Source organism: Solimicrobium silvestre, from assembly GCF_002976435.1.
GTDB classification, from domain to species: domain Bacteria; phylum Pseudomonadota; class Gammaproteobacteria; order Burkholderiales; family Burkholderiaceae_D; genus Solimicrobium; species Solimicrobium silvestre.
The window spans coordinates 35,444-59,259 of sequence record NZ_PUGF01000011.1 but is presented as its reverse complement, the minus strand read 5'-3'; the positions used below and the strand labels follow the sequence as shown (position 1 = coordinate 59,259).

24 protein-coding genes and 1 tRNA gene are annotated in these 23,816 nt (G+C 45.5%); 10 read left to right on the top strand and 15 right to left on the bottom strand.

The features are described 5' to 3' along the window. Positions 1-369 precede the first annotated feature (369 nt). The 5 genes from dnaG to ybiB all read right to left on the bottom strand — a co-directional run bounded on the left by dnaG (position 370) and on the right by ybiB (position 5,336). The gene (gene dnaG / locus S2091_RS12400; protein ID WP_105532259.1) at positions 370-2,163 is read right to left on the bottom strand and encodes a DNA primase; all 1,794 of its coding nucleotides are present in this window, start codon (positions 2,161-2,163) and stop codon (positions 370-372) included. Positions 2,164-2,198: 35 nt separating this feature from the next. Further along, positions 2,199-2,645 carry a GatB/YqeY domain-containing protein gene (locus tag S2091_RS12395; RefSeq protein WP_105532258.1) on the bottom strand — a complete coding sequence of 149 codons (447 nt, stop codon included), beginning with the start codon at positions 2,643-2,645 and terminating at the stop codon, positions 2,199-2,201. 141 nt (positions 2,646-2,786) lie between these two features. Then, positions 2,787-2,999: a 30S ribosomal protein S21 gene (rpsU, locus tag S2091_RS12390; RefSeq protein WP_005877634.1), complete on the bottom strand. Its 213-nt coding sequence runs from the start codon at positions 2,997-2,999 to the stop codon at positions 2,787-2,789. 136 nt (positions 3,000-3,135) lie between these two features. After that, positions 3,136-4,332 (bottom strand): BaiN/RdsA family NAD(P)/FAD-dependent oxidoreductase, encoded by a 1,197-nt coding sequence (locus S2091_RS12385; protein WP_105532257.1) that lies wholly within the window; start codon positions 4,330-4,332, stop codon positions 3,136-3,138. Positions 4,333-4,376: 44 nt separating this feature from the next. Next, positions 4,377-5,336 (bottom strand): DNA-binding protein YbiB, encoded by a 960-nt coding sequence (gene ybiB / locus S2091_RS12380; protein ID WP_105532256.1) that lies wholly within the window; start codon positions 5,334-5,336, stop codon positions 4,377-4,379. Positions 5,337-5,519: 183 nt separating this feature from the next. Here ybiB and S2091_RS12375 point away from each other — a divergent pair, with 183 nt between their 5' ends. Next, the gene (locus tag S2091_RS12375) at positions 5,520-6,221 is read left to right on the top strand and encodes a glycine zipper 2TM domain-containing protein (protein WP_105532255.1); all 702 of its coding nucleotides are present in this window, start codon (positions 5,520-5,522) and stop codon (positions 6,219-6,221) included. Positions 6,222-6,281: 60 nt separating this feature from the next. On the opposite strand, the gene S2091_RS12370 is transcribed toward S2091_RS12375, so the two are convergent. The 8 genes from S2091_RS12370 to cyoA form a co-directional block, all read right to left on the bottom strand. After that, positions 6,282-7,061 (bottom strand): spermine/spermidine synthase domain-containing protein, encoded by a 780-nt coding sequence (locus S2091_RS12370; protein WP_105532340.1) that lies wholly within the window; start codon positions 7,059-7,061, stop codon positions 6,282-6,284. A gap of 176 nt (positions 7,062-7,237) precedes the next feature. Then, complete coding sequence (locus tag S2091_RS12365; protein ID WP_105532254.1) at positions 7,238-7,774, bottom strand: response regulator transcription factor; 537 nt, start codon at positions 7,772-7,774, stop codon at positions 7,238-7,240. Further along, positions 7,764-9,113: an ATP-binding protein gene (locus S2091_RS12360; protein WP_243405411.1), complete on the bottom strand. Its 1,350-nt coding sequence runs from the start codon at positions 9,111-9,113 to the stop codon at positions 7,764-7,766. The genes S2091_RS12365 and S2091_RS12360 overlap by 11 nt, the downstream gene beginning before the upstream one ends. 81 nt (positions 9,114-9,194) lie before the next feature. Then, a complete protein-coding gene (locus S2091_RS12355; protein WP_105532253.1) occupies positions 9,195-10,010 on the bottom strand; it encodes an SURF1 family protein in 816 nt (271 codons plus the stop codon). A 4-nt stretch (positions 10,011-10,014) separates the two neighbouring features. Continuing rightward, positions 10,015-10,506 carry a cytochrome o ubiquinol oxidase subunit IV gene (gene cyoD, locus S2091_RS12350; protein WP_105532252.1) on the bottom strand — a complete coding sequence of 164 codons (492 nt, stop codon included), beginning with the start codon at positions 10,504-10,506 and terminating at the stop codon, positions 10,015-10,017. Then, complete coding sequence (gene cyoC / locus S2091_RS12345) at positions 10,503-11,141, bottom strand: cytochrome o ubiquinol oxidase subunit III (protein WP_105532251.1); 639 nt, start codon at positions 11,139-11,141, stop codon at positions 10,503-10,505. The genes cyoD and cyoC overlap by 4 nt, the downstream gene beginning before the upstream one ends. Continuing rightward, positions 11,134-13,137 (bottom strand): cytochrome o ubiquinol oxidase subunit I, encoded by a 2,004-nt coding sequence (gene cyoB / locus S2091_RS12340; protein WP_105532250.1) that lies wholly within the window; start codon positions 13,135-13,137, stop codon positions 11,134-11,136. The genes cyoC and cyoB overlap by 8 nt, the downstream gene beginning before the upstream one ends. After that, the gene (cyoA, locus tag S2091_RS12335) at positions 13,121-14,167 is read right to left on the bottom strand and encodes a ubiquinol oxidase subunit II (RefSeq protein ID WP_105532249.1); all 1,047 of its coding nucleotides are present in this window, start codon (positions 14,165-14,167) and stop codon (positions 13,121-13,123) included. Before cyoA ends, cyoB begins: the two co-directional genes overlap by 17 nt. 146 nt (positions 14,168-14,313) lie before the next feature. Between cyoA and S2091_RS12330 the strand changes: the two genes are divergently transcribed. Continuing rightward, positions 14,314-15,630, top strand: coding sequence for an MFS transporter (locus S2091_RS12330; protein WP_105532248.1), 1,317 nt, complete (start codon positions 14,314-14,316; stop codon positions 15,628-15,630). A gap of 129 nt (positions 15,631-15,759) precedes the next feature. Here the strand turns inward: S2091_RS12330 and S2091_RS12325 are convergent, their stop codons facing one another. Continuing rightward, positions 15,760-16,284, bottom strand: a complete 525-nt coding sequence (locus S2091_RS12325; RefSeq protein ID WP_105532247.1) for a GNAT family N-acetyltransferase — start codon at positions 16,282-16,284, stop codon at positions 15,760-15,762. Positions 16,285-16,335: 51 nt separating this feature from the next. Between S2091_RS12325 and S2091_RS24660 the strand changes: the two genes are divergently transcribed. After that, complete coding sequence (locus S2091_RS24660) at positions 16,336-16,470, top strand: hypothetical protein (protein ID WP_279337885.1); 135 nt, start codon at positions 16,336-16,338, stop codon at positions 16,468-16,470. 77 nt (positions 16,471-16,547) lie between these two features. Here S2091_RS24660 and S2091_RS12320 read toward each other — a convergent pair whose 3' ends face one another. Then, on the bottom strand, positions 16,548-16,751 hold the full coding sequence (locus S2091_RS12320; protein WP_105532246.1) for a YjfB family protein: 204 nt from the start codon (positions 16,749-16,751) through the stop codon (positions 16,548-16,550). A gap of 169 nt (positions 16,752-16,920) precedes the next feature. Here S2091_RS12320 and S2091_RS12315 point away from each other — a divergent pair. The 7 genes from S2091_RS12315 (at position 16,921) to S2091_RS12285 (ending at position 23,805) form a co-directional block, all read left to right on the top strand. Next, a tRNA-Ser gene (locus tag S2091_RS12315) sits at positions 16,921-17,011 on the top strand. A 271-nt stretch (positions 17,012-17,282) separates the two neighbouring features. Continuing rightward, positions 17,283-18,431 carry a hypothetical protein gene (locus S2091_RS12310; protein WP_105532245.1) on the top strand — a complete coding sequence of 383 codons (1,149 nt, stop codon included), beginning with the start codon at positions 17,283-17,285 and terminating at the stop codon, positions 18,429-18,431. A 70-nt stretch (positions 18,432-18,501) separates the two neighbouring features. Next, entirely contained in the window at positions 18,502-19,197 is a 696-nt protein-coding gene (locus S2091_RS12305; protein ID WP_105532244.1) for an alpha/beta fold hydrolase, read from the top strand. Between the two features lie 27 nt (positions 19,198-19,224). Beyond that, positions 19,225-20,172 (top strand): hypothetical protein, encoded by a 948-nt coding sequence (locus S2091_RS12300; RefSeq protein ID WP_105532243.1) that lies wholly within the window; start codon positions 19,225-19,227, stop codon positions 20,170-20,172. Between the two features lie 60 nt (positions 20,173-20,232). Beyond that, positions 20,233-20,661, top strand: coding sequence for a hypothetical protein (locus tag S2091_RS12295; RefSeq protein ID WP_133166904.1), 429 nt, complete (start codon positions 20,233-20,235; stop codon positions 20,659-20,661). 93 nt (positions 20,662-20,754) lie between these two features. Next, positions 20,755-21,015 (top strand): hypothetical protein, encoded by a 261-nt coding sequence (locus S2091_RS12290; RefSeq protein WP_105532241.1) that lies wholly within the window; start codon positions 20,755-20,757, stop codon positions 21,013-21,015. Positions 21,016-21,141: 126 nt separating this feature from the next. Then, positions 21,142-23,805 carry an ATP-binding protein gene (locus S2091_RS12285; RefSeq protein ID WP_105532240.1) on the top strand — a complete coding sequence of 888 codons (2,664 nt, stop codon included), beginning with the start codon at positions 21,142-21,144 and terminating at the stop codon, positions 23,803-23,805. Positions 23,806-23,816: the final 11 nt, after the last annotated feature.

Genomic DNA, 23,816 nt, shown 5'->3' with positions numbered 1-23,816 from the left:
ATTTGCAGTCTTTTTTAAGGCAGATCCTAAATTCAGATTAGCAGCTTTTTTTTCTGTTGCACTGGATTTTTTTGCTTTGAAATCTACTTGGGGTTTTGCGGGTTTCTTCATGCTTTAGCCATTGAATCAAAATCAAGGGTTACTCGAAAGAGCATAACGCTCACTGAATTTAACAACCTACTCAATTACCTTCAACTACCTTCAACTACTGAATAACAAAACAACGAATCAACACCAAAATCACTATCAACCACTTAATTTACATGCAATTTCCCACTACCAATCCGCAAAAGTAACACCTACGCCTAAAAACGTAAGCCTATTATTATAGCACTAAAAGTGGTTTTTCTCTAGGAACAGATTCCACCATTAACGTAAAGCTATTTCGTCACTATTTTGACGATTTATCTCATCTAACTGCCTTTTTAATTCGTAAAAACGCAGCTTGTCTGATTCGCCCTGCAAGCCGCGATTAGTCAATTGAACTTGCTCGGCCTTGATTTGCTGCATTTTCATATTCCGGATTGCCCAAGTCAGCTCAAGACCACACAGCTCTGCATCGGTTTCGCTTTGCTTGGCAATTTCCATAATCAACTCATCAAAGTCTGCATTAATATTTCGCAAATGATCAGATAAAGCGGCAAATTGGGCTTGCTTGCCCATAGCTTGAGCAGCACTCACCAATTGATTCAACATTTGCGCACCGTCCGGCGCCAATTCAGCCGCAGCCAGGAGTGCATTTGCATCCATTAACGCTGCCAATGGCGGGTGCGCCAAAATAATGCGCATCATCTGCCGCTCTAAGCCCATCGGCGCATTGCGCTTAACTCTCGGCGGCGCGACTCTAACTCTTGCTACCGGCTGCTCCAGCTCAAACATGGTTTCAATTTCCATCGGCGTCGTTTGCGTTAGCTGCGCTAAACCACGCACAATTTGCAAACGCAAACTGGAAGGCACCATTGCCTGCAAAGCCGGTTTGGCTTCAAACTGGGTATGAGCCCTTCCTTCCAAAGTAGTTAAATCATTGTCCTGACTGACCAGATTCAACAAAAATTGGGAAAGCGGCATCGCATCTTGCACTATTTGGTGAAATACTTCAGCACCATACTCACGAATATAACTATCCGGATCATGCTCAGTTGGCAAGAATAAAAACTTAATCGTCTTACTGTCATTCACCAGCGGCATACAGGCATCCAAGGCGCGTCGCGCTGCGCGCCTCCCGGCCGAATCACCGTCAAAACTAAAAATCACCTGGTCGGTCTGGCGTAATAATTTTTGCACATGCATAGGAGTGCAAGCAGTTCCTAACGTTGCCACCGCTTGCGGGAAACCCATTTGCGCAAGAGCAACCACGTCCATATAACCTTCTGTTACCAATACATAACCAGCATCACGAATCGCTTGTCGGGCTTCAAACAAACCGTACAATTCGTAGCCCTTTTGAAATAAGGGCGTTTCCGGTGAATTCAAGTATTTAGGCTCGCCACTACCCATCACGCGACCACCGAATCCAATCACTTGGCCTTTGGTGTTTTTGATTGGGAACATGACCCGGTCACGGAAGCGATCGTAGCGCTTATGTCTGCCGCCATCTTCACCTTCTTTATCGATGACCATGCCGGATTCCGCCAATGCTGGCTCGTCATAATCATTGAATTCCTGGCGCAAATTATCCCAACCTTCAGGCGCATAGCCCAGGCTGAATTTGGCTGCGATTTCGCCACTTAAACCGCGTCCCTGCAAATAAGCAATGGCGGTTGGGGCTACTTTTAATTGACGACGATAATAATCACTTGCGCGCGTCATTGCTTCGCTTAAAGCAAGGCTTTTAGCCTGTATTTCGGCGCGTTGCAACGGTGGCATCTGATCATTTTCAGGTACCACCATGCCGTGGCTTTGCGCTAAATCTTTAATTGCTTCGACGAAGCCCTGACCGGAATACTCCATCAAAAAACCAATCGCCGTACCATGCGCGCCGCAACCAAAACAGTGATAAAACTGTTTGGTTGGGCTCACCGTAAAACTAGGGGATTTTTCGTTATGGAAAGGGCATAAGCCCATGAAATTCGCACCACCTTTTTTGAGTTGCACGTAGCGACCCACCACCTCGACAATGTCGACGCGGGCGATTAAATCGGCAATAAAGGATTGTGGTATCACAGTGTATTTACGGCTTATTCACAAATTACAGGGGATTATTTGGTTAGCGCCGCTTTGACCAAACCAGAAACCACAGTCATGTCAGCACGACCAGCCAATTTGGCTTTAACTATTGCCATCACTTTACCCATGTCTTGCGGGCCAGTTGGATTAACTTCTGCAACGGCAGCAGCAACTTCTAGTGCGATTTCAGCATCAGACATTGCAGCAGGCATATAAGCGGACAAAATTACCAATTCGGCTTTTTCAATATCAGCCAAATCTTGACGCGCACCGGCTTCAAACTGGGAAATAGAATCTTTGCGCTGTTTGATCATTTTTTCAATAATCGCCAGCACCATCGTGTCATTCAATTCAATCCGCTCATCCACTTCTTTTTGCTTCATTGCGGCAGTGATCAAACGAATCGTGCCTAACTTTGCAGTTTCTTTGGCGCGCATTGCATTCTTCATGTCTTCGGTGATTTGTTCTTTTAAACTCATGAGCTACTCCAATTGAACGACAATAAAATAAATGACAAAACCCGCCGCGGAAAAACCGGAGCGGGCATGTTAGCTACAATTTACTACTAATTTATACTGATGATGCCATGCCGAAAAATCGACATGTATTGCAGACATCTCTTAGTACATTTTTTTAGGCAATTGCTGACTACGAATACGTTTGTAATGACGCTTAACCGCGGCGGCTAATTTGCGTTTACGTTCAGCCGTTGGCTTTTCGTAAAATTCGCGAGCGCGCAATTCAGTCAAAAGACCTGTTTTTTCAATAGTGCGCTTGAAGCGACGCATTGCGACTTCAAACGGTTCGTTTTCTTTAAGGCGAATGGTGGTCATGTAAGCTCAAGCCAAGAATTTATAGGAAGAACGAGATTCTATCAGACTAACTTCAACAATGGAAGAACTTTGCATGAATATTGTGCAGAAACCCCACAACCCAAATAACAATGCATGCAAGAAATATAAGCAAGCACTATGCAGCCTGCCCCGCTGCCACCCCTGAAGCCCACGCCCATTGGAAGTTATAACCGCCCAACCAGCCCGTCACATCAACAGCTTCGCCAATAAAATATAAGCCGGGTACTTTATTTACCATCATGGTTTGCTGAGCCAAGGCGCGGGTATCTATTCCGCCACGCGTTACTTCGGCTTTTCTATAGCCCTCAGAACCGTTAGGGGTAATTTTCCAGTTATTAATGGAGTCACCCAAGGCGCGTAAGGTTTTATCTTGCATATCAGCTACGCGTTGGTCGGATTGGTAAGCACCCACTTGCAACCAGCCTTCCGCCAATCTGCTTGGTAAGTATTGCGCTAATACATTACCCAGATTTTTACGGCTGGTTGATTTTTCATGGATTAACTGATCGGCTAGTTCAACTTCCGGCAATAAATTAATACGTATTTCAGTATTCTCTTTCCAGTAGCTCGAAATTTGCAGCACTGCTGGTCCCGATAAACCGCGGTGCGTAAACAACAGATCTTCACGGAAGTGACCGCGCTGCTTTTTAACCCCGGTTTCAATCTCGACTTCCAGGGCAATTCCAGCCAGCGGCACAAATGCCTGCCAACTTTCCGCATCAAAGGTCAGCGGCACTAAAGCCGGAACAGGTGCAATGATTGGCAAATCAAATTGCTTGGCAATGCGGTAAGCAAAGTCGGTTGCGCCGATTTTCGGGATCGATAAACCGCCAGTAGCAATCACTACGCTGGCAGCCTGCATTTCGCCGTGATCGGTTTGGAGTTTAAATTGCGCCCCGTCATGGGATAACTGCTGCACTTTGCACGGCATCAACATTTCAACGCCGCCAGCCAGACATTCCGCTTTTAACATACTAATAATTTGCTCAGCAGAACCGTCGCAAAACAATTGGCCTTTATGCTTCTCATGGTAAGCAATGCCATAGCGTTTCATCAAACTTATAAAATCTTGCGGGGTGTAACGCGCCAAGGCACTTTTACAGAAATGCGGATTTTCAGATAAGAAATTTTGCGGGCCGGCATACAAGTTAGTGAAATTGCAGCGCCCACCACCTGAGATGCGAATTTTTTCCGCGAGTACGCTCGCATGGTCGATTAGCACAACACGACGACCGCGCTGCCCTGCTACTGCCGCACACATTAAACCGGCTGCACCAGCGCCAATTACTACTACATCTATTTGCTTAACCACTAACTATTACCTTTAATTCAAAAATTATTGCGCGATTTTACTACTTAAACTAAGGCCTTCAGGCGTTTTGCAACACTTAAGCAATGCCGGACTTGCTCAGCAATGTTTTCCGGCACCGACTCTCTTCCTGCCAATACCTCTTTTATCCAGAGCGCTGTTACTGTTGCGTCAACAGGAACCGTCAACGCCAAATCCGTGCCATGCTCTGCTTCGATTAAGGTGTTTTTTTGTCCCGCATGAAACCATGCAATTTGTTGCACTTTTTTCGTATTCGCGACCGTTTCACCTTCTGTGCCACGCATTAAAAACACATCGCCGCGAGCTGGATCAGCGGCATTGGCAAAATAGTCGCTCAACATACTCAGATATTCAGGGTGCGTATACGACGTTAAGCGCAATGCCGGCTGCACAAATGGCTGCATGATCTTAACCAGCGTATGTGTTGAATTTCGCACACCTAAAATACGTCGCAATGCCAGCATCTGGGCTAAGCGTGGCGCTAAAATTTCAATCGGCATGAATACAGGCTGGGGTTGATTTAATTGCTGCTCTGCTTGCTCAAGACTGGAACTTGCTGCTATGCCCAGCTCCTGAAAAATTTCCGCACTAGTTACTCGTCCAGCGTCTTTTTGCACGCCATGCACCAATACGGGTGCGCCAGCGCGTGCCAATAACATGGCTAGTAATGGCGTTAAATTCGCCACGCGGCGTGCTCCGTTATAACTGGGAATAACAATCGGCGCGTATTCACAATCTGCAGAATTTGGCGCCTGAAGCAGTTGAAAAGATTTTTCTGCCGACTCTAAAAAACCGGCAATTTCGGCAACGGATTCACCCTTAATCCGCATCGCCAATAAAATTGCACCAAGCTCCAAATCACTGACTTGCCCATGCAACATAGCATTAAATAATTCACCTGCATCCGCTTGCGACAGGCTACGCGCGCCTTTGACGCCGCGACCTATTTCCTTGATGAAATGTGCAGTTGGGAAGAGTGTTGTCATTGATTGAAACTCTACAAAAAAGAGTGTTGAATAAGGCTCATCGGGTGATTTATAAGCAAAATATTATTGGAACAGCATTTAAGTTCATTCTAATTACACTATCTTACAGCTGAAACATTATTCCAATTTCGTTTTACGGCGATAATGCCGATACTTTAATCATCATTTTTATTAGGATGCAGCATGGACGTCGATAACAAAGCCTCAAAACTTCACCCACTAGCAATCGCTGCGGCGGCGGCTGTAATTTTGGTCAGCTTAACCGGGGTTGCTGCAATGACGGGGGTACTTCCTAACTTCAGCAAAAGTGCAACGCCGGAAGCTACTACAACTGCGGCTGCTGAAACTGCAACTTCTGCTCCTGTAACGGATTCCGCCAGTGCTTCAACGGCTGCAGAAACACCTGCATCAACAACTAAAACTGCGGCTAAAAAACCAACAGCAAAACCTACCTATACATCCGGTTCCAATGCTCCAATATACGCCGACAATCAAGTCAGTCAGGCTAATGCAAACCCTGAACCGATCGCACCGCCAGCACCACCGCCTTGCCCTAATTGTGGCGTGGTGGAAACAACTCGCACCATTCAACAACAAGCCCCCGCTAGCGGCATAGGTGCTGGAGTTGGCGCATTGCTAGGTGGCGTACTTGGACATCAAGTTGGTGGCGGTAACGGCCGTACTTTGGCAACTGTTGCGGGCGCTATTGGCGGCGGTTTGGCTGGCAATGCGGTTGAAAAAAATACCCATACAACCACGACTTATGAAGTTATCGTGCGTATGGAAGATGGCACTAAACAGCGTTTCATATTGAGCACACAGCGCTGGCGTAGTGGTGATTTGGTGCGGGTTGACAATGGTAACTTATCGTCACGCGATCACTAACTAATTCTATATGGCGTCATTGCGATTGATTCTAGTCGCAATGACGCAAGCAACTTCCAGTTACTCCTCCGCACCCATCCATTCTTTCAAGCCATTCACCCAAACTGGTGCAGGTAGTTTCATGTTAGATCGAATATCTACCGCACGTTCATAGAGCACTGAAAAATCAATTGCCGGAGCGCGCTTAAAGGCTAGTGCTACCACGTTGGCATCATGCACTTCGGGCAACCAGACTACTGCATCAAAGGCCGCTTGAATCGCTTGCAAATTGTCTGCGTAGGCACTGTTTTCTGTATCGCCATCACAAAATAAATTCACCGTTATCATGCCGTTTTCAGACAGGCAATTAGCGCAGGACTGATAAAACTCCACACTTCCCAGTGCCGGCTCTAGCGCTTGGGCGTCATATAAATCGACCTGCAAAATATCCCGGCTGGCGTGATTAGCTGGATTCAAAACAAACTCCAGCGCGTTCATTGCCATTACATTTAAACGCGCATCATTCGGTGGCAATTTAAAATGCTCATGGCAAGCAGCAATCACTTTAGGGTTCAGCTCAACGGCACTAATCTGCGCCGCAGGAAAACGCCGATAACAAAATTTAGTCAACGCGGCCGAGCCCAATCCAAGCTGCACGATATGTTTTGGAGCATCGTTGAATAGCATCCACATCATCATTTGCTGTACATATTCCAGCTCAATTTGATCCGGCATCGCCATCCGCATTGCGCCTTGCAATGCCATAACACCATCGCCATCCCGCTCAAAGCAAAGCGAACGCACGCCTTGGTATTCTAAAATAACGACAGATGGATGGTACACAACGGACTGAGATGGCATGAGCAGCTGATTGAATAATGGAAGTTTGTATTGAAAAGCGCTTTCCAAGAGGTTTTTACGCGGAAATATGCTCACATTCGGGCACGCAGTATAACATATGGCACATGGCCGACTTACTCGACCCGACCAACCTTAAATCATGAATTTCACTCGCTAGATCTACAGCTCACGCCAACTTATTTAACCCGCTGTTTTTCCAGTTTACGTGCCAAGGTGCGACGATGCATTCCCAAACGGCGCGCCGCTTCAGAAATATTGAAGTTAGTTTCGGTAAGTACTTCGTGAATCCGCTCCCACTCCAGCGTTTTAATTGAGCTGACCCGATTTGTCAGTTCAATTTCGGCGCTGCCAGCCACATGTCCGAAGGCCGCTTCAATGTCATCGGTATTGGACGGTTTAGCCAAATACTGACAAGCACCCAGCTTAATGGCTTCAACCGCAGTGCCGATACTGGCAAAGCCGGTCAGCACCACGATTAGCATCGCTGCATCATGGTTATGCAACATTTGAACGCAGGATAAACCCGAAGTATGTCCATGCAACTGCAAGTCAACCACCGCGTAGTTGGGTGTATGTTCTTGCAGCAAAGCCTTGGCCTGTTCTAAATTAGCCGCGCAAATAACTGTGTAGCCACGTCGCTCAAATGAGCGAGCCAAAGTGCGCGAGAATGCCGCGTCATCTTCAATAATCAGCAATAAGCGATTAGACGTCATATTGCTTATTTCCTTCATTCACACTAGTTTTCAGATGGATTGCAGAAAGCGGTAAAGTCATCTGCACAGAAGCGCCACCCACGTTTCCATCTTTATTTTTATAATTACTCACATCCACCTTGCCGCCTAATTTTCGCGCCACATTCACAGCAAAGAACAAACCTAATCCTCGGCCAGGACGATCTTTGCTGGACTGATAAGGCTTGCCGAATTGCGTCAACATCTCCGGTAAAAAACCGGGGCCGATATCGGTTACCACCAACGTCAAGATATCCACTTCATAGCTCGCTTGCAGTTTCACCCAAGCAGGCGAAGCTTCTGCAGCGTTATCGAGCACGTTATAAATCATTTGCTTCAAGGACGAATCAAAGACCACGGGAATATCTTCACCAATATGATTTTCAAATACAAACGAATTAGCTGGCCGTGTATTGCCCCATTCTTCAGCCAGAGTATTTAGAAAGGTGTTAAGTGTCGTCTTTGCAGAAGAATCGCCGCGCACTTCGCCGGTTGAAAGAAGAATGTCACTAATGATATTTTTACAGCGAAACAACTGCGCTTGCATCACGTCGATTTCTTGCCGCAATTCCTCGTTCGAAGTAAATTGCGGCATGTGCTGCCAATCACCCAAAATCACCGAAAGTGTCGCTAATGGAGTCCCGAGTTCATGCGCCGCGCCAGATGCCAACAAACCCATCCTCACAATATGATCTTCCTCGGCGGCCCGTTGCCGAAGATCGGCTAGCTGTGCTTCACCTGCGCGCAGATTCGCGCTAATGCGATTAATGAAAAATGTCAGTAAGGCGGCATCCAGTACAAAACAAATGATCAAACCCTGCACGTACAAATTGTATATACCCTCATCCCCGTACGGGAATTCGACGGGAACGTAAAACTCCGACAAACCGGCTATGCACACACTGGTAATTGCGATGATGAACCAGGTTGACCATGACTCCAGCAACATGGCGCTAATAATCACCTGCAATAAATATAAAAATATAAAGGGGTTATTAGTTCCGCCGCTCAGATACAGCTGCCCCGTCAACATAATTACGTCCACGAATAGCGCAAAAAATAACTCACCATTCGTCACCGTAACCGATTCTTGCCAACGTAGTGTGCTGCCGATATTAAAGGCAATCAGGCAGGCAATGATTGTCAACATGTCCGGTGTTGGGAGGTGGATATGCAGGACGAATTTGGCGATGATGATGGTGCTGATTTGCCCAATCACCGCTAGCCAGCGCAATTGAATCAGCCGCAACATGTTGTTGTGACCAACATTGTTGACGTAGTTGATGGCAATTTTCCAGCGCTTTTCTGCGCTTGCAAAAATATCAATCAGCCGGTTTATTTTCACTCTGTTGGTCACGTTCAATCATTCGGGTTGTAGAAGTTGAGATGACTTTGGGGCAGCCTACCGCAGGCGCAATTCTCCGCACACGACCCAAAAGCCAGCGCCAGCAACCATACATGCCAGCGCAAACCAGGTAAGAGTATAAACCAAGTGATTATTACTAAAGGAAATCATCGTTAAGCCGCCGATTGGATATGCAGCAGGGCTTGATTGCTGAGCATGACCAGCTAGCGCACCTTCATCAACAAAATAAGGTGCAACTGGCGATAAATGATGTACGGCCGCGATCGCCACAACATCGCGGGAAAACCAGCGATTTTCAGCCGGATTGTTGTGGCGCAAAAATGCACCGCCAGGTTCGTTCATACGCAATAAACCGGATACCAGAAGTGGATCAGAATTGGGAAGGGAGTTTGTGGCTGTCGAGTTAAATTCCTTGGTCGGAATAAAGCCACGATTGATAATGACGACGCTGCCATCAGCGCAGAGTAGTGGCGTTAATAGCCAAAAGCCATCACCCAAACCGGTTACAGCTTTAACCGGTGTAGTGAATTTATGCAGAAAAATACCACTCAAACTCACATGCCGGTATTCATCTTTTGTTGCTTTAATTTCAGACCAGTTATCTGGAGTTGGTGCAGCAACAGCTGGCGCGTGCACCCGTTGTTCAACTCGCTCAATTAAAGCGCGCTTCCAAAATAGACGTTGGATTTGCCAGATTCCCAGCGATGTAAAACAGGCAAAAATGAGTGTTGCGCACACGGTTACGGAAACTATCCGTAGCATAGAGCGTGAGCGCGTAATATCGTCTTGCCCGGTCACGCCAGGTTCAGGCAAAGTAGCTGCTCCTGGCGTGCCGTTTTTTTGCAATGTCATGGCACTACTGCGCGGTACTAGCCGGCTCTGCCGGGGTTGGCGCTGCAGTTGGTAATGCGGTTGGCAAGGTGATTGGTAACCCCGCCGGCTTTGCAATCGACTCCGGCACAGTTTCAGTTCTTGTTTCTGTCATCATGCCCGGCATCATATTATGGTTAAGGTGGTACATCACCCACAGCGAACCACTCATCATAATAATCACCAAAATACCAGTAAAAATCAGCGCCAGCATAGACCAACCGCCTTCGGATTTGGTATTCATATGAAGGAAATAAATCATATGAACCACAATTTGTACTGCGGCAAAACCCAAAATGACGAACCCGGTTGTGCTTGATTTTTCAAATACGTTACCCATCACTAACCAGAATGGAATAGCGGTTAATATCACCGCCAAAATAAAGCCGGTTGCATAGCTTTTAAGGCTGCCGTGGTCGGCGTGAAGTTCGTGGCTATCGTGATGCTGATGATGTTGGTCGTGGCTGTGTGCGCTCATGGCAATACTCCCATCAGGTAGACAAAGGTAAAGACGCCAATCCAGACGACATCCAAAAAGTGCCAGAACATGGACAAGCACATCAAACGACGGTTATTTTCTGTCGTAAAACCATGACGTCCAACCTGAAACATCAAGGTAATTAACCAGATAATACCGAAAGTAACGTGCAAACCGTGGGTTGCTACCAAGGCGAAAAATGAAGTCAAAAATCCGCTGCGCTGTGGTCCGGCACCTTCATGAATTAAGTGCACGAATTCATATAATTCCAAGCTGAGGAAGCAAGCACCGAGAATTCCGGTAATGGCCAACCAGATTAAAGTAGTACGCATTTTTTTACGCTGCATTTCCAGCATCGCAAAACCGTAAGTAATAGACGACACTAACAAGAACGCCGTATTTAATGCCACAAGCGGCAAATCAAATAATTCCGCGCCGGTTGGGCCGCCCGCATAGTTGCGGCCTAATACCGCATAGGTTGCAAACAGGCAGGCAAACACCAGGCAATCGCTCATTAAATAGAGCCAGAAGCCGAGCAGCGTACCGTTTTCAGGATGATGCTCTAGCACATAGAAGCGCGAACTTGGGTTGGCGCCAGAACTCGCGCCAGCAAATGAAGGAGTTATCTCAGACATGGCTATTCAATAGTTGAGTGCGTTCACCTTCGACACGAATAACTTCGTCGGCCGAGATGTAGTAATCGCGTTTGTAATTAAAGGTATGGATGATGATAGCTGCCAGCATCGCAGCAAAGCCGAAGCCCGCCACCAGCCACATTTGCCAGATCAAACCAAAACCAACCACTGCACTGAGTCCAGCAATAATAAAACCGGCAGCAGTATTTTTCGGCATATGAATGGATGTGAAGCCAGTTAATGGGCGCACATAATCTGCGCTTTTCATATCGTGCCACGCATCTTTTGCATGCACAAAAGGCGTGAATGCAAAGTTGTACGATGGTGGTGGTGACGAAGTAGACCATTCAAGGCTGCGGCCGCCCCACGGGTCACCTGTCACATCACGCAGTGATTCACGACGGATATAACTGACCACTAATTGCACAACAAAACACAGAATACCGAACAAGATCATTACGGCGCCGACTGCGGCGATCTGGAACCATATCTGGAATGACGGATCATCAAAGTGACTCAAACGACGTGTCACACCCATTAAACCGAGTACATACAACGGCATAAAGGCAACGTAGAAACCAATCGTCCACAACCAGAATGACCATTTACCCCAGTACGTATCGAGCTTGTAGCCGAACGCTTTCGGGAACCAGTAGTTAATACCGGCAAACATACCGAACACAACGCCACCGATAATCACGTTATGGAAATGCGCGATCAGGAACAGGCTGTTATGCACCATAAAGTCAGCTGGTGGAACTGCCAACAATACGCCAGTCATACCGCCAATGACGAAGGTAATCATGAAAGAAATTGTCCACATCATCGGTAATTCAAAACGAATCCGGCCGCGATACATGGTAAATAACCAGTTGAATATTTTTGCGCCGGTTGGAATCGAAATAATCATGGTGGTGATACCAAAGAACGAGTTCACGCTAGCGCCGGAGCCCATGGTAAAGAAGTGATGCAACCAAACCAGGTAAGACAAAATAGTAATCACCACGCTGGCGTAAACCATGGAAGTGTAACCAAACAGCTTTTTGCTACAGAAAGTAGGAACCACTTCGGAGAACACACCAAAGGCCGGCAGAATCAGAATATAAACTTCAGGGTGCCCCCAGATCCAGATCAAGTTCACGTACATCATGGCGTTGCCGCCCATGTCGTTAGTGAAGAAGTTAGTTCCAACCATACGGTCTAACGACAACATTGCTAACACGGCAGTCAACACTGGGAAAGCAGCCACGATTAACACGTTGGTACACAAAGAAGTCCAAACGAATACCGGCATTTTCATTAATGTCATGCCAGGTGCGCGCATTTTAACGATGGTCGCGATTAAGTTAACCCCTGACAACAACGTCCCGACCCCGGCAATTTGCAATGACCAGATATAGTAATCAACCCCCACATCCGGACTAGCTAATATGCCTGACAACGGCGGATAAGCGAGCCAGCCAGTGCGGGCAAACTCACCAACGAACATGGAAACCATGACTAACATGCTACCGAACGTCGTCATCCAGAAGCTGAAGTTATTCAAGAAGGGGAATGCCACATCGCGTGCACCAATTTGCAGTGGTACGACATAGTTCATCAAGCCAGTAACTAATGGCATGGCGACGAAGAAAATCATAATAACGCCGTGCGCAGTAAAGATTTGATCGTAGTGGTGCGGTGGCAAGTAACCCGCCGCATCACCAAAAGCAAGCGCCTGTTGCAGTCGCATCATCAATGCATCGGCAAAACCGCGGAACAGCATGACGATACCCAAGACGATATACATAATACCGATCCGTTTATGGTCAATACTGGTAATCCAGTCGCGCCATAATGGTGTCCATAAACGGAAATACGTCATCGCAGCCAAAACAGCCAAGCCACCAAGCGCAATCATCGCAAAGGTTACAACCAGAATGGGTTCATGAAAGGGAATCGCATCCCATGTGAGCCGACCGAAGATCAGCTTCAGCCAATTAGTTTGATCTAACATTATTACCTTCCGAAGCAATTGGTGCGGTAGTGCAAATCTCATTAACAAAACCGTTCTTACGAAGCAGTGCTAACTTCATGGCATCAGGGCCTTTGGTGCTGCTCATTTTGTGATGCATTGTCATCATTTCATCCATGCAAATCGAACCTTCGGCAAGGCAACGATTCAAAATACCGTGGTACAAATCTGCATCAACAGAGGAAAAATGACGTATCGGATCGCGTGTGCTCGGCTGTTCAAGTTGCGCATAAACGCTGCGATCTAATTTACTATCGACCTTCACACCAGCTGTCTCAGTACCAGCCTTAATTTTTTGCACCCACAGATCAAAATCCGCGTGTGTCATGCCATGAAATTTGAACTTCATATCGGAAAAGCCAGCGCCGCTATAGTTGGCTGAAAATCCGTCAAATTCGCCTGGCTGATTAATCACAGCATTCAGCCTCGTTTGCATACCCGGCATCGCATAAATCTGCCCGGCCAGAGCTGGAATAAAGAACGAATTCATGATGGAAGAAGCCGTAATTTTGAATTCGATTGGCACATCCACCGGTGCAGCTATTTCATTAACCGTGGCAATACCTAATTGCGGATAAATAAATAACCACTTCCAATCCAGAGCCACCACTTCTACTGTGAGTGTTTCAGTGTTAGCCGGAATTGGGCGCTGCGCATCCAGACGCGACAATTTTCGGTAAGGATCGAGCGTGTGGGTTCCAATCCAGGTTATCGTGCCGAGCGCGATAATGATCAGCAATGGCGCACCCCAAATAATCAACTCAAGCCTGGTTGAGTGATCCCAATCGGGTTCATATTTGGCGGCAGTATTATTTTTACGATAATGCCATGCGTAGAAAATAGTTAATGCAATTACCGGAACGATAATTAACAGCATTAATAGCGTTGCTACGATGAGCAAATGGCCTTGTTGTGCAGCCATGTCACCTGAAGGATTTAATACAACAGTATTACATCCAGATAACAGGGCAGCGGCTAGCAACAATCCGCGACGAGCATTTAAGAGTTTCATGCAGGAAAATCCATCCCAACAATTCAAAACGTGCTAATGTACAACGACGAAGGTGCGCTGGCGATTGGACATATTGTCCTACCCTTGCTAGCTGGATAAGAAAGGGCCAACGCAACCATTGATTAAAAAAATATGGGAGATGACAAATGTCCGGAATTATCAGCAATAACGCAGCAATTAATAACAAATCGCAGCACGAAGCCCATTCAGACATCACCCCAAGCGAGATCGCCATCGGCGTTATTATTGGTCGTGCCTCTGAATACTTTGATTTTTTTGTCTACGCCCTCGCCTCTGTCTTAGTTTTCCCCTCGGTTTTCTTCCCCTTTGAAGCAAAACTGGAAGGCGCGCTATATGCGTTTGTGATTTTTTCATTCGCCTTTATCGCACGACCTTTCGGTACCATCATTTTTATGGCGATCCAGCAACGCTTTGGTCGCGTCGCCAAGCTCACCATCGCCCTGTTTTTACTCGGCATATCAACCGCCGGCATCGCATTTCTTCCCACTTACGCCGATCTCGGCGCCCACGCTATTGTGTTGCTCGCCCTGTTCCGCATCGGGCAGGGTATTGCAATCGGCGGCTCTTGGGATGGATTACCGTCATTGCTAGCCTTAAATGCACCAGCGCACCGCCGCGGCTGGTACGCGATGCTGGGACAACTAGGTGCGCCGGTCGGGTTTATGTTGGCGGGTAGTTTATTTGCCTATTTAGTCTCCACCTTATCCAATCAAGACTTTTTAGAATGGGGCTGGCGCTATCCTTTTTATGTCGCGTTTGCGATTAACGTAGTCGCGGTTTTTGCCCGCATCCAGTTAGTCTCTTCCGATGCATTCACGCGTTTGCTAGAACAGCGCGAGCTAGAACCAGCCAATGTCATTGAAATGGGCCGCTCACAACGTCGCAATATTCTGATCGGCGCACTCGCTGCGCTCGCAAGCTACGCATTATTCCACTTGGTTACGGTATTTCCTTTGTCTTGGATTTCTTTATATTCGACACGCTCAATTAGCGACGTGCTGGAAGTTCAAGTCATCGGCGCAGGCTTCATGGTAATCGGCATCGTTGCGTCCGGCATTATTTCTGACCGCTTCGGAAGACGTACCACATTGGCCGCGTTTGCAATGCTGATTGCGATATTAAGTGGCTTTGTCCCAACGCTGATGGATGGCAGCGAATTTCAACAAAACGCCTTTATTTTGCTGGGCTTCGGCTTACTTGGTTTGTCCTACGGACAGGCAGCCGGCGCAGTAACCGCTAACTTTGCATTGAAATATCGCTACACCGGTGCGGCATTAACTTCCGACATTTCGTGGTTAGTGGGTGCTGGCTTTGCACCTTTAGTAGCACTTGGGCTGGCAGCGCATTTTGGTCTAGCTTATGTCAGCCTGTATTTATTATCAGGCGCTGTTTGCACATTGGCTGCGCTGAGCTTAAACCGGGCTTTAGAAGTGCGCGAGTAACACTGCTTAATTAAATCATTAGAAAAACCGACTGAAGTAGCGCAACACATCGCGCTAAATAAAGTCGGTTTTTTCAATTCAACACGCCTAAGCATTATTTTCAAATCTAGCAACTCAAAAACAGGTACATTAATCATCCTCCAATGCCACTTGCTTATAGTAATAACAGGTTGAAATAAGCTTCCCGTCAGGGCTAGCAGCATAACCAGGAATTTCACCAACACGTTGCCAATTCCAATGTTGATATATTTTTTCAGCCAGCGAACCGGCCTCGGTATCCAGCACTAGCAACGAACGCCGTTGTTGTTTAGCAAAAGCTTCCAACGCATACAAAAGTTGCGATGAAATACCTATGCCACGGCTTAATGAATGTACAAATAACTTTTGCACATCGGCCCGATGCATGCCATTCGCGCGCCCGCACAACGCCAGCTGGATAGCGCCCACCACAATCCCATCTTGCTCAGCCACCCAAAGCACCAAACCCCTACCCAGATCAGCCAAGACTCCTTGCCAATATCGATTCGCCTCGGCCTGCTCAAGCGGAGCAAGAAAACCCACCGATGCGCCATGATGCACAACGTCTTGCAATAAGCCTACCAATCCGCTTAATAATTGCACTGATCCTTGATTAACTTGACGAATAATAGCCATAGAAACACCCCCCCGCACAGATAACATAATAATTGCGCCACGTTAAAGTACATGAGCAAAACACATGCCAGAGCAGATACGATTAAACGCAGAACTGAGGGAGGAAATACTTACCAGACAGCAGGACAATCGCCAGCTTGCAGCTTGTCCAAATTAACGGATAAAAACAAAGCAGCGCTGTTATAGTGCAACGCTGCGCTTTTTTGGTGCGGGTTTATTGTTACGCGATTAAACAATAGAGGACTAAAGATTCCAATCCACCGTCAAGCCGTCGTGTTGACATGATTACCCAAATTTGCAGGCAAATTCGGCACTGTCGGGCTTTGAGGGATTGCTTGAATTAATGCCGTAGCACTTTCCTGATCTATATTAAGCGCTTGTTTTAGGACATCAAGTGCCACAGTCTGACTAACCCCAGCATCCGAAATATTGTTTGATGTCCCATTCGCAACTGCAGCTAAGTCCATGATAATTCTCCATTACGTCGTTCCTATATATCGGCAAATTGCGCCAAAACTTTAACCAGCAGCGCTAGAGACATAAAACATAATGAAATAAATCGTGAACAACCGAAGTTTTTTTGCTATAATCGCTGGCTTCGCGAGTGGTACAGAATTTGGTGCCTGTAGCGAGATAGGAGAGATGGATGAGTGGTTTAAGTCGCACGCCTGGAAAGCGTGTGTAGGTTCATAGCCTACCCGGGGTTCGAATCCCCGTTTCTCCGCCAGAACAATAACTTACGGTAGCCAGAGGCTACCGTAAGCTCTTCCAAATAACACATTTGCCACAACTCATTGTGGCAAGGCTGTGGCAAAAATTCCCCATATTTAAACAGTGGTAACCCGACGTACCTATCGCTATTATCAGGCGATTTAGTTGCTATTTTTCAATTTCTAACTTACTGTTTTGTACATAAAGAGCCGTGTCGGCCCAAAACTCGTACTCAAGCGAGGCGCGACCTATCATTTAACGCAATTGAAATTCAAAAATAGACATACATGACACCAACTACTCTTCTTCTGATTTGCGTTGTACTCACCGATTTAGCACTGAACTTTATGCTTGTGCCCTTCTATTTCCAGCATGGAATAGTTGTATTTCGTAGAAAAATTAAGTGCGATCAACGTGAAACCCCTATTCCGTCCATTGCACAAATAGAGGTACGGATTCCGAGTTCTATATGGCCCGATTTTTTATTAAAAGAGATTGACCCGATTCAATTTGCGTTTCGTGAACGAGTTTTCAAAAGCATGATGACATATACGCCGATAATGCACGGCGTACTAAGACTGGATACCGAATCGGGATATGTGGTCGTAACCGGCCGCTTAAATTGGACTACATTGGCATTCATAGTATTTGCATTTTTTAATTTATCCGATCATGTTGATCTAAGCTTTGGATTTATGGCGTTACTGATACTTTCGGTTATTTATTTGATTCAGGCGATTCGCTATTCCCAAATCGCAAACACCGCAGCAATAATCTGGCGCGAATCTTCCTCTCAAAATCAGGATCAATCAAATGCAAATTTCAACCTAAATGCATCGGATCATGTTCAATCCAGATCATTTCGTCTTGCAAATATTCCCGCCGGAGCTGTCGTTGGAATTGGAATTGCATCATTTGTTCTTGCGATCCATTTCATCGGTGCTAAACAGGACCCATACGGTGATCTTGAAACAGCCTTTAAATCGACCAATTATCTTCAAACTAAGGCCATCTCGCCTACGTCGGTCGGCTTCACTAGCCCAGATAGGAAGTATTCCAAATATAAAGGAACCATGGACATTCGATTATCTGCGGACGCAATGGAACTAGATCCGACCTTTCCAAGTTCAATTAGCAATAAGAAAATCGTGGTCCCAATGAATAGAATCGCAGCGTGTAGCAGAACCTGCTCCGGGGACAATACATGGAGTGCGGATATTCTGATCGACAATCCAGCGACTGAGATAGCAGTTACTCAGTCACAGGAAGTACTGGAATGGTGTTGGGATAATCACATACCGATGGTATCAGGGAAAGATCGCAGAGCATTTGTTTACACGCGTACTCCAGTTCCTGAAAGAAGCCGCTATACGGAACAACTCTCATCAAAGGCAATTTACATGGAGCAGGGACGGCAAAGTTGCCTTGGATATTAGTTAAGCGGTAATTTAAATTATTTATAGGTTTGACTCGACACGAATTCATTACAGATTGCGAACACTATTTATGCTTACATTGGTGCTACTTCCTGGCATGGATGGAACAGGAGAATTATTTGACCCATTGCTAAAGGAACTTCGTGAGCAAGTCGACGTTCAAGTTATTCGCTATCCGGCAACCTTGGCCGGATATGCAAAGTTAACAGACTTTGTCAGGATGGATCTTCCATTTGAAAATGACTACGTGCTTCTCGGTGAATCATTTGCTGGTCCAATTTCAGTTAGATTGGCGGCAGAAAATAATCCTAAGCTTAAGGGACTGATACTTTGCTGTTCATTTATTTCCAATCCGAGGTCGGAAATGAACCCATTTGAACCATTCCTGCCTATTGTTCCAATTAAGTTGGCGTCAACAAAAATAATGATTAGCGCAGTATTGGGAAAATTTTCGAACCTCACTCTTTGCAAATCAATCCAGAACGCAATCCAATCAATACCTGTAAATATCATCAGATCAAGAATATCAGCAGTTATGTCAGTAAATGTCTCAGACGAATTCGAAAAGGTCACCGTTCCAATTTTGTATCTTAGAGCGACACACGATTGGTTTGTCCCAAATCGAATTTCGATTGATTTAACAAGACGAAATTCGAAAGTTCGCATTGCCGACATTGAAGGCCCACATTTTTTACTTCAGGCAAACCCAATAGTAGCCGCGAACGAAATTCGAAGTTTTCTGACAGAAATTCAAAACGCAAATTAATAACGGAAAATAGACCTAATTTGAAATATGCCACTCAACTTTAAATGGACGCCGGGCGTCGGCGTAAACCAAGACTCTTTGAAACGAATGTTATCAAGTGTCAAAAAACCTAAAGAGCCTATGGGTGAATCTTGGTTTATGGGCGATGAGCGCGAAATGCATGATGCATTGATCAACAAACCATTAGGATCGATGAGTGTCTTTGAAATAGAAAGGCCATTGGAAGATATAGCATCTGGCACATCGAGTTTTGGACCAATGGCTGAATGGGAAAATTGGTTTGAATATCTCTTGCCGAATTTGATTCCAGTAGCAGCCAATCTCAATGACACAAGCCTACACGAGTTATTGATTACAGCGCTAATGACCCAGCATCCAGAAGGAATCTCTGCTAGGCCGTATCCAGGATACCGGGAAGACGTACTGCAAACATTAGGACAGGTCCTAATGAGCAAGTCAAAGTGGAAAGGCAATGAAATTGCGTTGGAGCGAATGCTAATCCAGAAACCGTATGACATGTGCAAAGGATGGGGATGGTGGAACGCAAGCGGCGACTTATCTTCAACTTTGTTTTTGTGCTTAAAATACTTGGAAACTTCGGAGATTCATGAATGGACAACCTCAATCCTTGAAATTGATGATCCACATTGGAGAGCGCAAATTCTAATTTGGCTAGTTGGAAGCGCTGACATTCTAAAGGACGAGCTAAAGCAACCATTCGATCTTCATGAACATGTGCCAAGCATCGGTTGGAATTGGTCGTGGTGCTTAAAGGGAAATTTCACCGGGATCTATGATGGATCGATCCCGCTTAAACCATTTATTTCGAATATGAATAGTTCAGCGTTTAAAAGCGTCATTCGAGAAATTCTAATCGATGACAAGCTTGGCAAATGGATAGATTCCATTTCGAGAATTGAACATTTAAAGTTGGAAGCGTTGCCGTTTATTGTTGATGTTGAACATTTGTATTGAGTTACTCTCTTTAGCAAATAACCGAATTCAGATTTGAACCGACAAAACGAAATCAACAACATGAAAAACATGATTCTTCAAAAGATAACTGGCATTTTTCTCAGCACGCTTGCTACCGCTTCCGCAATTGCCAGCCCCTGTGACGGCATCAATCGGAGCATTAACTTACAGAACAAACGGTTTTTCGCTGAGACAATCACTAAACAATTAAAAGCTCAAATACCGGACGTTGCATCGGTTCAGATTCTCCAGTACTTTGCATACAAAGACTGGAGCGTCGTTTATGTAAATACACAGGTTTCAGATGAGGTATTCCTGATCTACCATGATTCACCACTCAAAGGGAAATATCTGGATAGCTTGGCAGGTGCATATGCTGCGAATGAGGAACAATCCGTCTACGATCATTTAATAAATGGGGATAGCAAAGGCATTCCCACAAAGTTGGCCAAATGCATAGCATGGCATATTACAAAAGATCGTGACTAGTTGGGGCATCGATTCGCATTTTGCGCCTCGGCGTACCTTAAATCGAATGTCCAATTTCTAAAACCTGAATTTAAACTAAAGCTAACTTTTAAAATGATTACAAAAGAAACCACTCCAGTTCAATGGGCAATGTTCATGTATGAACTGGAAGACGCCAAAGAACACTTGAGCAATTTGATTTCAGATATAAACAACGATCCAGAATATGACGAATCGGCTCTTCGTGTTGACCTGGGACATATTTATTCCCACTTGAATCGGGCGTGGTATCAACACAAAACCGAGCTTGATACAGCAAATCAAGTTGAATTCGAAAAAGCAAGCCAATTTCCTTGCGATCTTAAACCCACATAAATAGGGCAACATAGCTCATTGATAAATTCTCTGATGAATAATATTTCATATCTTATGCTCGGCAGTAAGCCTAGCCGCTGACCATGTTGGCAACCGAAGTTAAACATTTAGGCGTGAAATTGAATTATGACCCCCACTATCAAACCCACGCAGTTAACCCGAGTTGGGTACACTTACCAAGATTACGTATGTTTAAAACTACTGATTGAGTGGTTTCACAATCCTGAAAAATACCATTGGGTCTCTATTGAGGGAGCGAGTACCGAGGATGGTTTATGGGCCATTGATGATGTCGTCGCTCTTGATAAAAACGGGAAATATACGCTCCTTCAAGTGAAGTTCACAATTGATTCGGAGCGGAATGATCTAAAGCTTGATTTTGATTGGTTGCTGAATCATCGGCCTGCTGGTACCTCGTTGCTGCAGAAATGGTCACGTGACGTAAAGAAATACAGTGACGCAGGACGCATCGCGTTTGCTGCTCTAAAGACAAACAGAATTCCTGGCGACGAATTTGAAAAGTGCCTTGAATATGGAAAGATCAACATTGACAAAATCCCAGCCGAATGGTTGGAAAAAATCATCGAGCAAATTGGCAGTTACGAAAATGCGAAGAGTTTCTTTTTGGAATTCACGTTCGATCACAGCCAACAGGAAATACGTGATCTCCACAACCATCTGTACAACCAAATCGTTCCAGATCATGCTACGCCAGAGGGTTGGTATAGATTATTAGAAGCAGTTGAATGCTGGGCAACTCATAAAAACGAGCCTTCGCCGGATGGACAAATCACGTTAAGCCATATTTATGAAATTTTGAATTCAGGTATCAGAGAGTCACTTCCCCAATTTTTTGAAGTTCCTCCAGGATATTCTCCTCCGACCGGACAATTTCACGCCGGGATGCTTCAACGGACTAAGTTGACAGGAGGCTGGGTAATCTCAGGATTGCCTGGAATGGGAAAAAGCACCTACCTATCCTATTTAACTACTCAGCTAACGATTCAGAAAATTCCAGTAATTCGGCATCACTATTCCATTTCCACACAAGATTTCGTTGATAGAACGAACTACTTCAACGTTGCAAGATCACTCCAACACCAACTGCAGTTGCACTACCCAAAACTTTTTTTCGCGCGAGAACTTGATGGCAACAAACTGGAAGACTGGTTACGAACGGCGGCAGACTACTCACATTCAATCGGTATAAACCTTGTATTAATAATTGACGGGTTGGATCATGTTTCACGAGAGAGAAAGGAAATCAGTCAGCTTGAACACCTCATAAATCGACTGTTACCATTTAAGGACAGGCTGTGTTTGATTTTTGGAACGCAACCGATTCGGGACACAGATTTACCGTCCCGCCTGATTGCTGAAATACCCAAAAACGATCGCTGGCTTAATCTTCCTGCCATGGACTTGAGTTCCATAAAATGCTGGCTAGAGGCCCTATCCGATAGTAATCGAATCGCTTTGAACAACTACGGCGGGGATAAGTCTGGAGGGCTTGTTGAAGCTTCAGAAGCTCTGCTTATGGCATCTGGCGGATATCCATTGCATATGACTTACTCTTTACAGAGTCTAACTCTTCTTGGTAAAACCATTAATAAATATGAAATAGGGAAACTACCACCATGCCCAGCAGGCGATATTCGCCTTTATTACGATGCTCTATGGTCCAACTTATCCGAGGCCGCCAGAACCATTCTATTGCTGATTGCCTGTGTCGATTTCCCATGGCCAGACAAAAAAAGCATTGGGTCATGCTTTGAAAATAGCCTGGAATTTTTAGAAAGCTATTCCAAAATTCAGCATTTAGTTGAAAAACGTCGTTCAGGAGTATTTCCATTCCACAGCAGTATTATGGTTTTCTTGAGAGAGCAACAGGGTTTCAAAGATCTATATACTGAATTGCTTCGAAAAGCCAAAACATGGTTGGAAAAAGATGCCCCGAAATATTGGCAATGGGGTTGGAAATGGATAGTAGAGGCACATCTTGGCAATACAGAATTCCTGACAACGGGTATCAATCGCGAATGGTTAGTGGATTCATTTTGCAACGGATACCCGCTACAACATATTGAACACATTTTTTCCGTGGCGGAACAGATTTCGTCGGAGAACAAAAATTATCCTGAATTGGTACGTTTGCGGCTGTTAAAAATTCGACTTATTAATGGGCCCGAATTCCAAATTCAAGAATATCCGCAATTTATGAATTGCGCGCTAAGCTGGAACGAAGAAAAATATGGGATGTTGTGGGGTGCGGACAATCTGAGAACCCTAGATGATAAAGAGATATCCGTCATAAGCTCCCTGTTTAGAGAAGTCGATGATGCCGTTTGTATTGACTGTTTTAAAGAAATCATCCGTAGACTGGAGTTCTACGCAAAAATAGGTGGTGGATCCGAAAATCAAAAAATCGACCTGCTAATCAATGCAGCGATTGACGTACTATGCGATCGCAAAAATCCTAGCGCTGACGAAATATTAGCTTTTCTAGGTCGCATAACCGAAAAAATACCACTTTATCCGCGCGTATTCGATCGCCTCATTGAGACAGGAAATTGGCACGTTATATTGGACTTCTCTGTTTCAAAGTTGCCAAGTGAAGTTGTTGATTTGTTTTGGAATTATTTTGTCCTTGCGTGCAAAATCGAAAACGTATCTATTATCGAAAGGCCGGAGCGTTCCTCAATAGCGTCAAGCGTGTTTGGAAATATTGTCCTTGCGCTTATAGAACCTGACGGTCCGCCAAATCCCCCCCCCGTTGCCTGTCATTCCTAGTTCGGCTAAAT

Bases quoted from the DNA above. Each gene is read 5' to 3' on its own strand.
- S2091_RS12330 (WP_105532248.1), top strand. From the start codon at position 14,314: ATGTCCGGAATTATCAGCAATAACGCAGCAATTAATAACAAATCGCAG.
- rpsU (WP_005877634.1), bottom strand. From the start codon at position 2,999: ATGACCACCATTCGCCTTAAAGAAAACGAACCGTTTGAAGTCGCAATG.
- S2091_RS12305 (WP_105532244.1), top strand. From the start codon at position 18,502: ATGCTTACATTGGTGCTACTTCCTGGCATGGATGGAACAGGAGAATTA.
- S2091_RS12320 (WP_105532246.1), bottom strand. From the start codon at position 16,751: ATGGACTTAGCTGCAGTTGCGAATGGGACATCAAACAATATTTCGGAT.
- S2091_RS12395 (WP_105532258.1), bottom strand. From the start codon at position 2,645: ATGAGTTTAAAAGAACAAATCACCGAAGACATGAAGAATGCAATGCGC.
- cyoD (WP_105532252.1), bottom strand. From the start codon at position 10,506: ATGAGCGCACACAGCCACGACCAACATCATCAGCATCACGATAGCCAC.
- S2091_RS12300 (WP_105532243.1), top strand. From the start codon at position 19,225: ATGCCACTCAACTTTAAATGGACGCCGGGCGTCGGCGTAAACCAAGAC.
- ybiB (WP_105532256.1), bottom strand. From the start codon at position 5,336: ATGACAACACTCTTCCCAACTGCACATTTCATCAAGGAAATAGGTCGC.
- S2091_RS12285 (WP_105532240.1), top strand. From the start codon at position 21,142: ATGACCCCCACTATCAAACCCACGCAGTTAACCCGAGTTGGGTACACT.
- cyoA (WP_105532249.1), bottom strand. From the start codon at position 14,167: ATGAAACTCTTAAATGCTCGTCGCGGATTGTTGCTAGCCGCTGCCCTG.
- S2091_RS12310 (WP_105532245.1), top strand. From the start codon at position 17,283: ATGACACCAACTACTCTTCTTCTGATTTGCGTTGTACTCACCGATTTA.
- S2091_RS12290 (WP_105532241.1), top strand. From the start codon at position 20,755: ATGATTACAAAAGAAACCACTCCAGTTCAATGGGCAATGTTCATGTAT.
- S2091_RS12365 (WP_105532254.1), bottom strand. From the start codon at position 7,774: ATGACGTCTAATCGCTTATTGCTGATTATTGAAGATGACGCGGCATTC.
- S2091_RS12295 (WP_133166904.1), top strand. From the start codon at position 20,233: ATGAAAAACATGATTCTTCAAAAGATAACTGGCATTTTTCTCAGCACG.
- cyoC (WP_105532251.1), bottom strand. From the start codon at position 11,141: ATGTCTGAGATAACTCCTTCATTTGCTGGCGCGAGTTCTGGCGCCAAC.
- S2091_RS12375 (WP_105532255.1), top strand. From the start codon at position 5,520: ATGGACGTCGATAACAAAGCCTCAAAACTTCACCCACTAGCAATCGCT.
- S2091_RS24660 (WP_279337885.1), top strand. From the start codon at position 16,336: ATGAGCAAAACACATGCCAGAGCAGATACGATTAAACGCAGAACTGAG.
- S2091_RS12355 (WP_105532253.1), bottom strand. From the start codon at position 10,010: ATGACATTGCAAAAAAACGGCACGCCAGGAGCAGCTACTTTGCCTGAA.
- cyoB (WP_105532250.1), bottom strand. From the start codon at position 13,137: ATGTTAGATCAAACTAATTGGCTGAAGCTGATCTTCGGTCGGCTCACA.
- S2091_RS12325 (WP_105532247.1), bottom strand. From the start codon at position 16,284: ATGGCTATTATTCGTCAAGTTAATCAAGGATCAGTGCAATTATTAAGC.
- S2091_RS12370 (WP_105532340.1), bottom strand. From the start codon at position 7,061: ATGCCATCTCAGTCCGTTGTGTACCATCCATCTGTCGTTATTTTAGAA.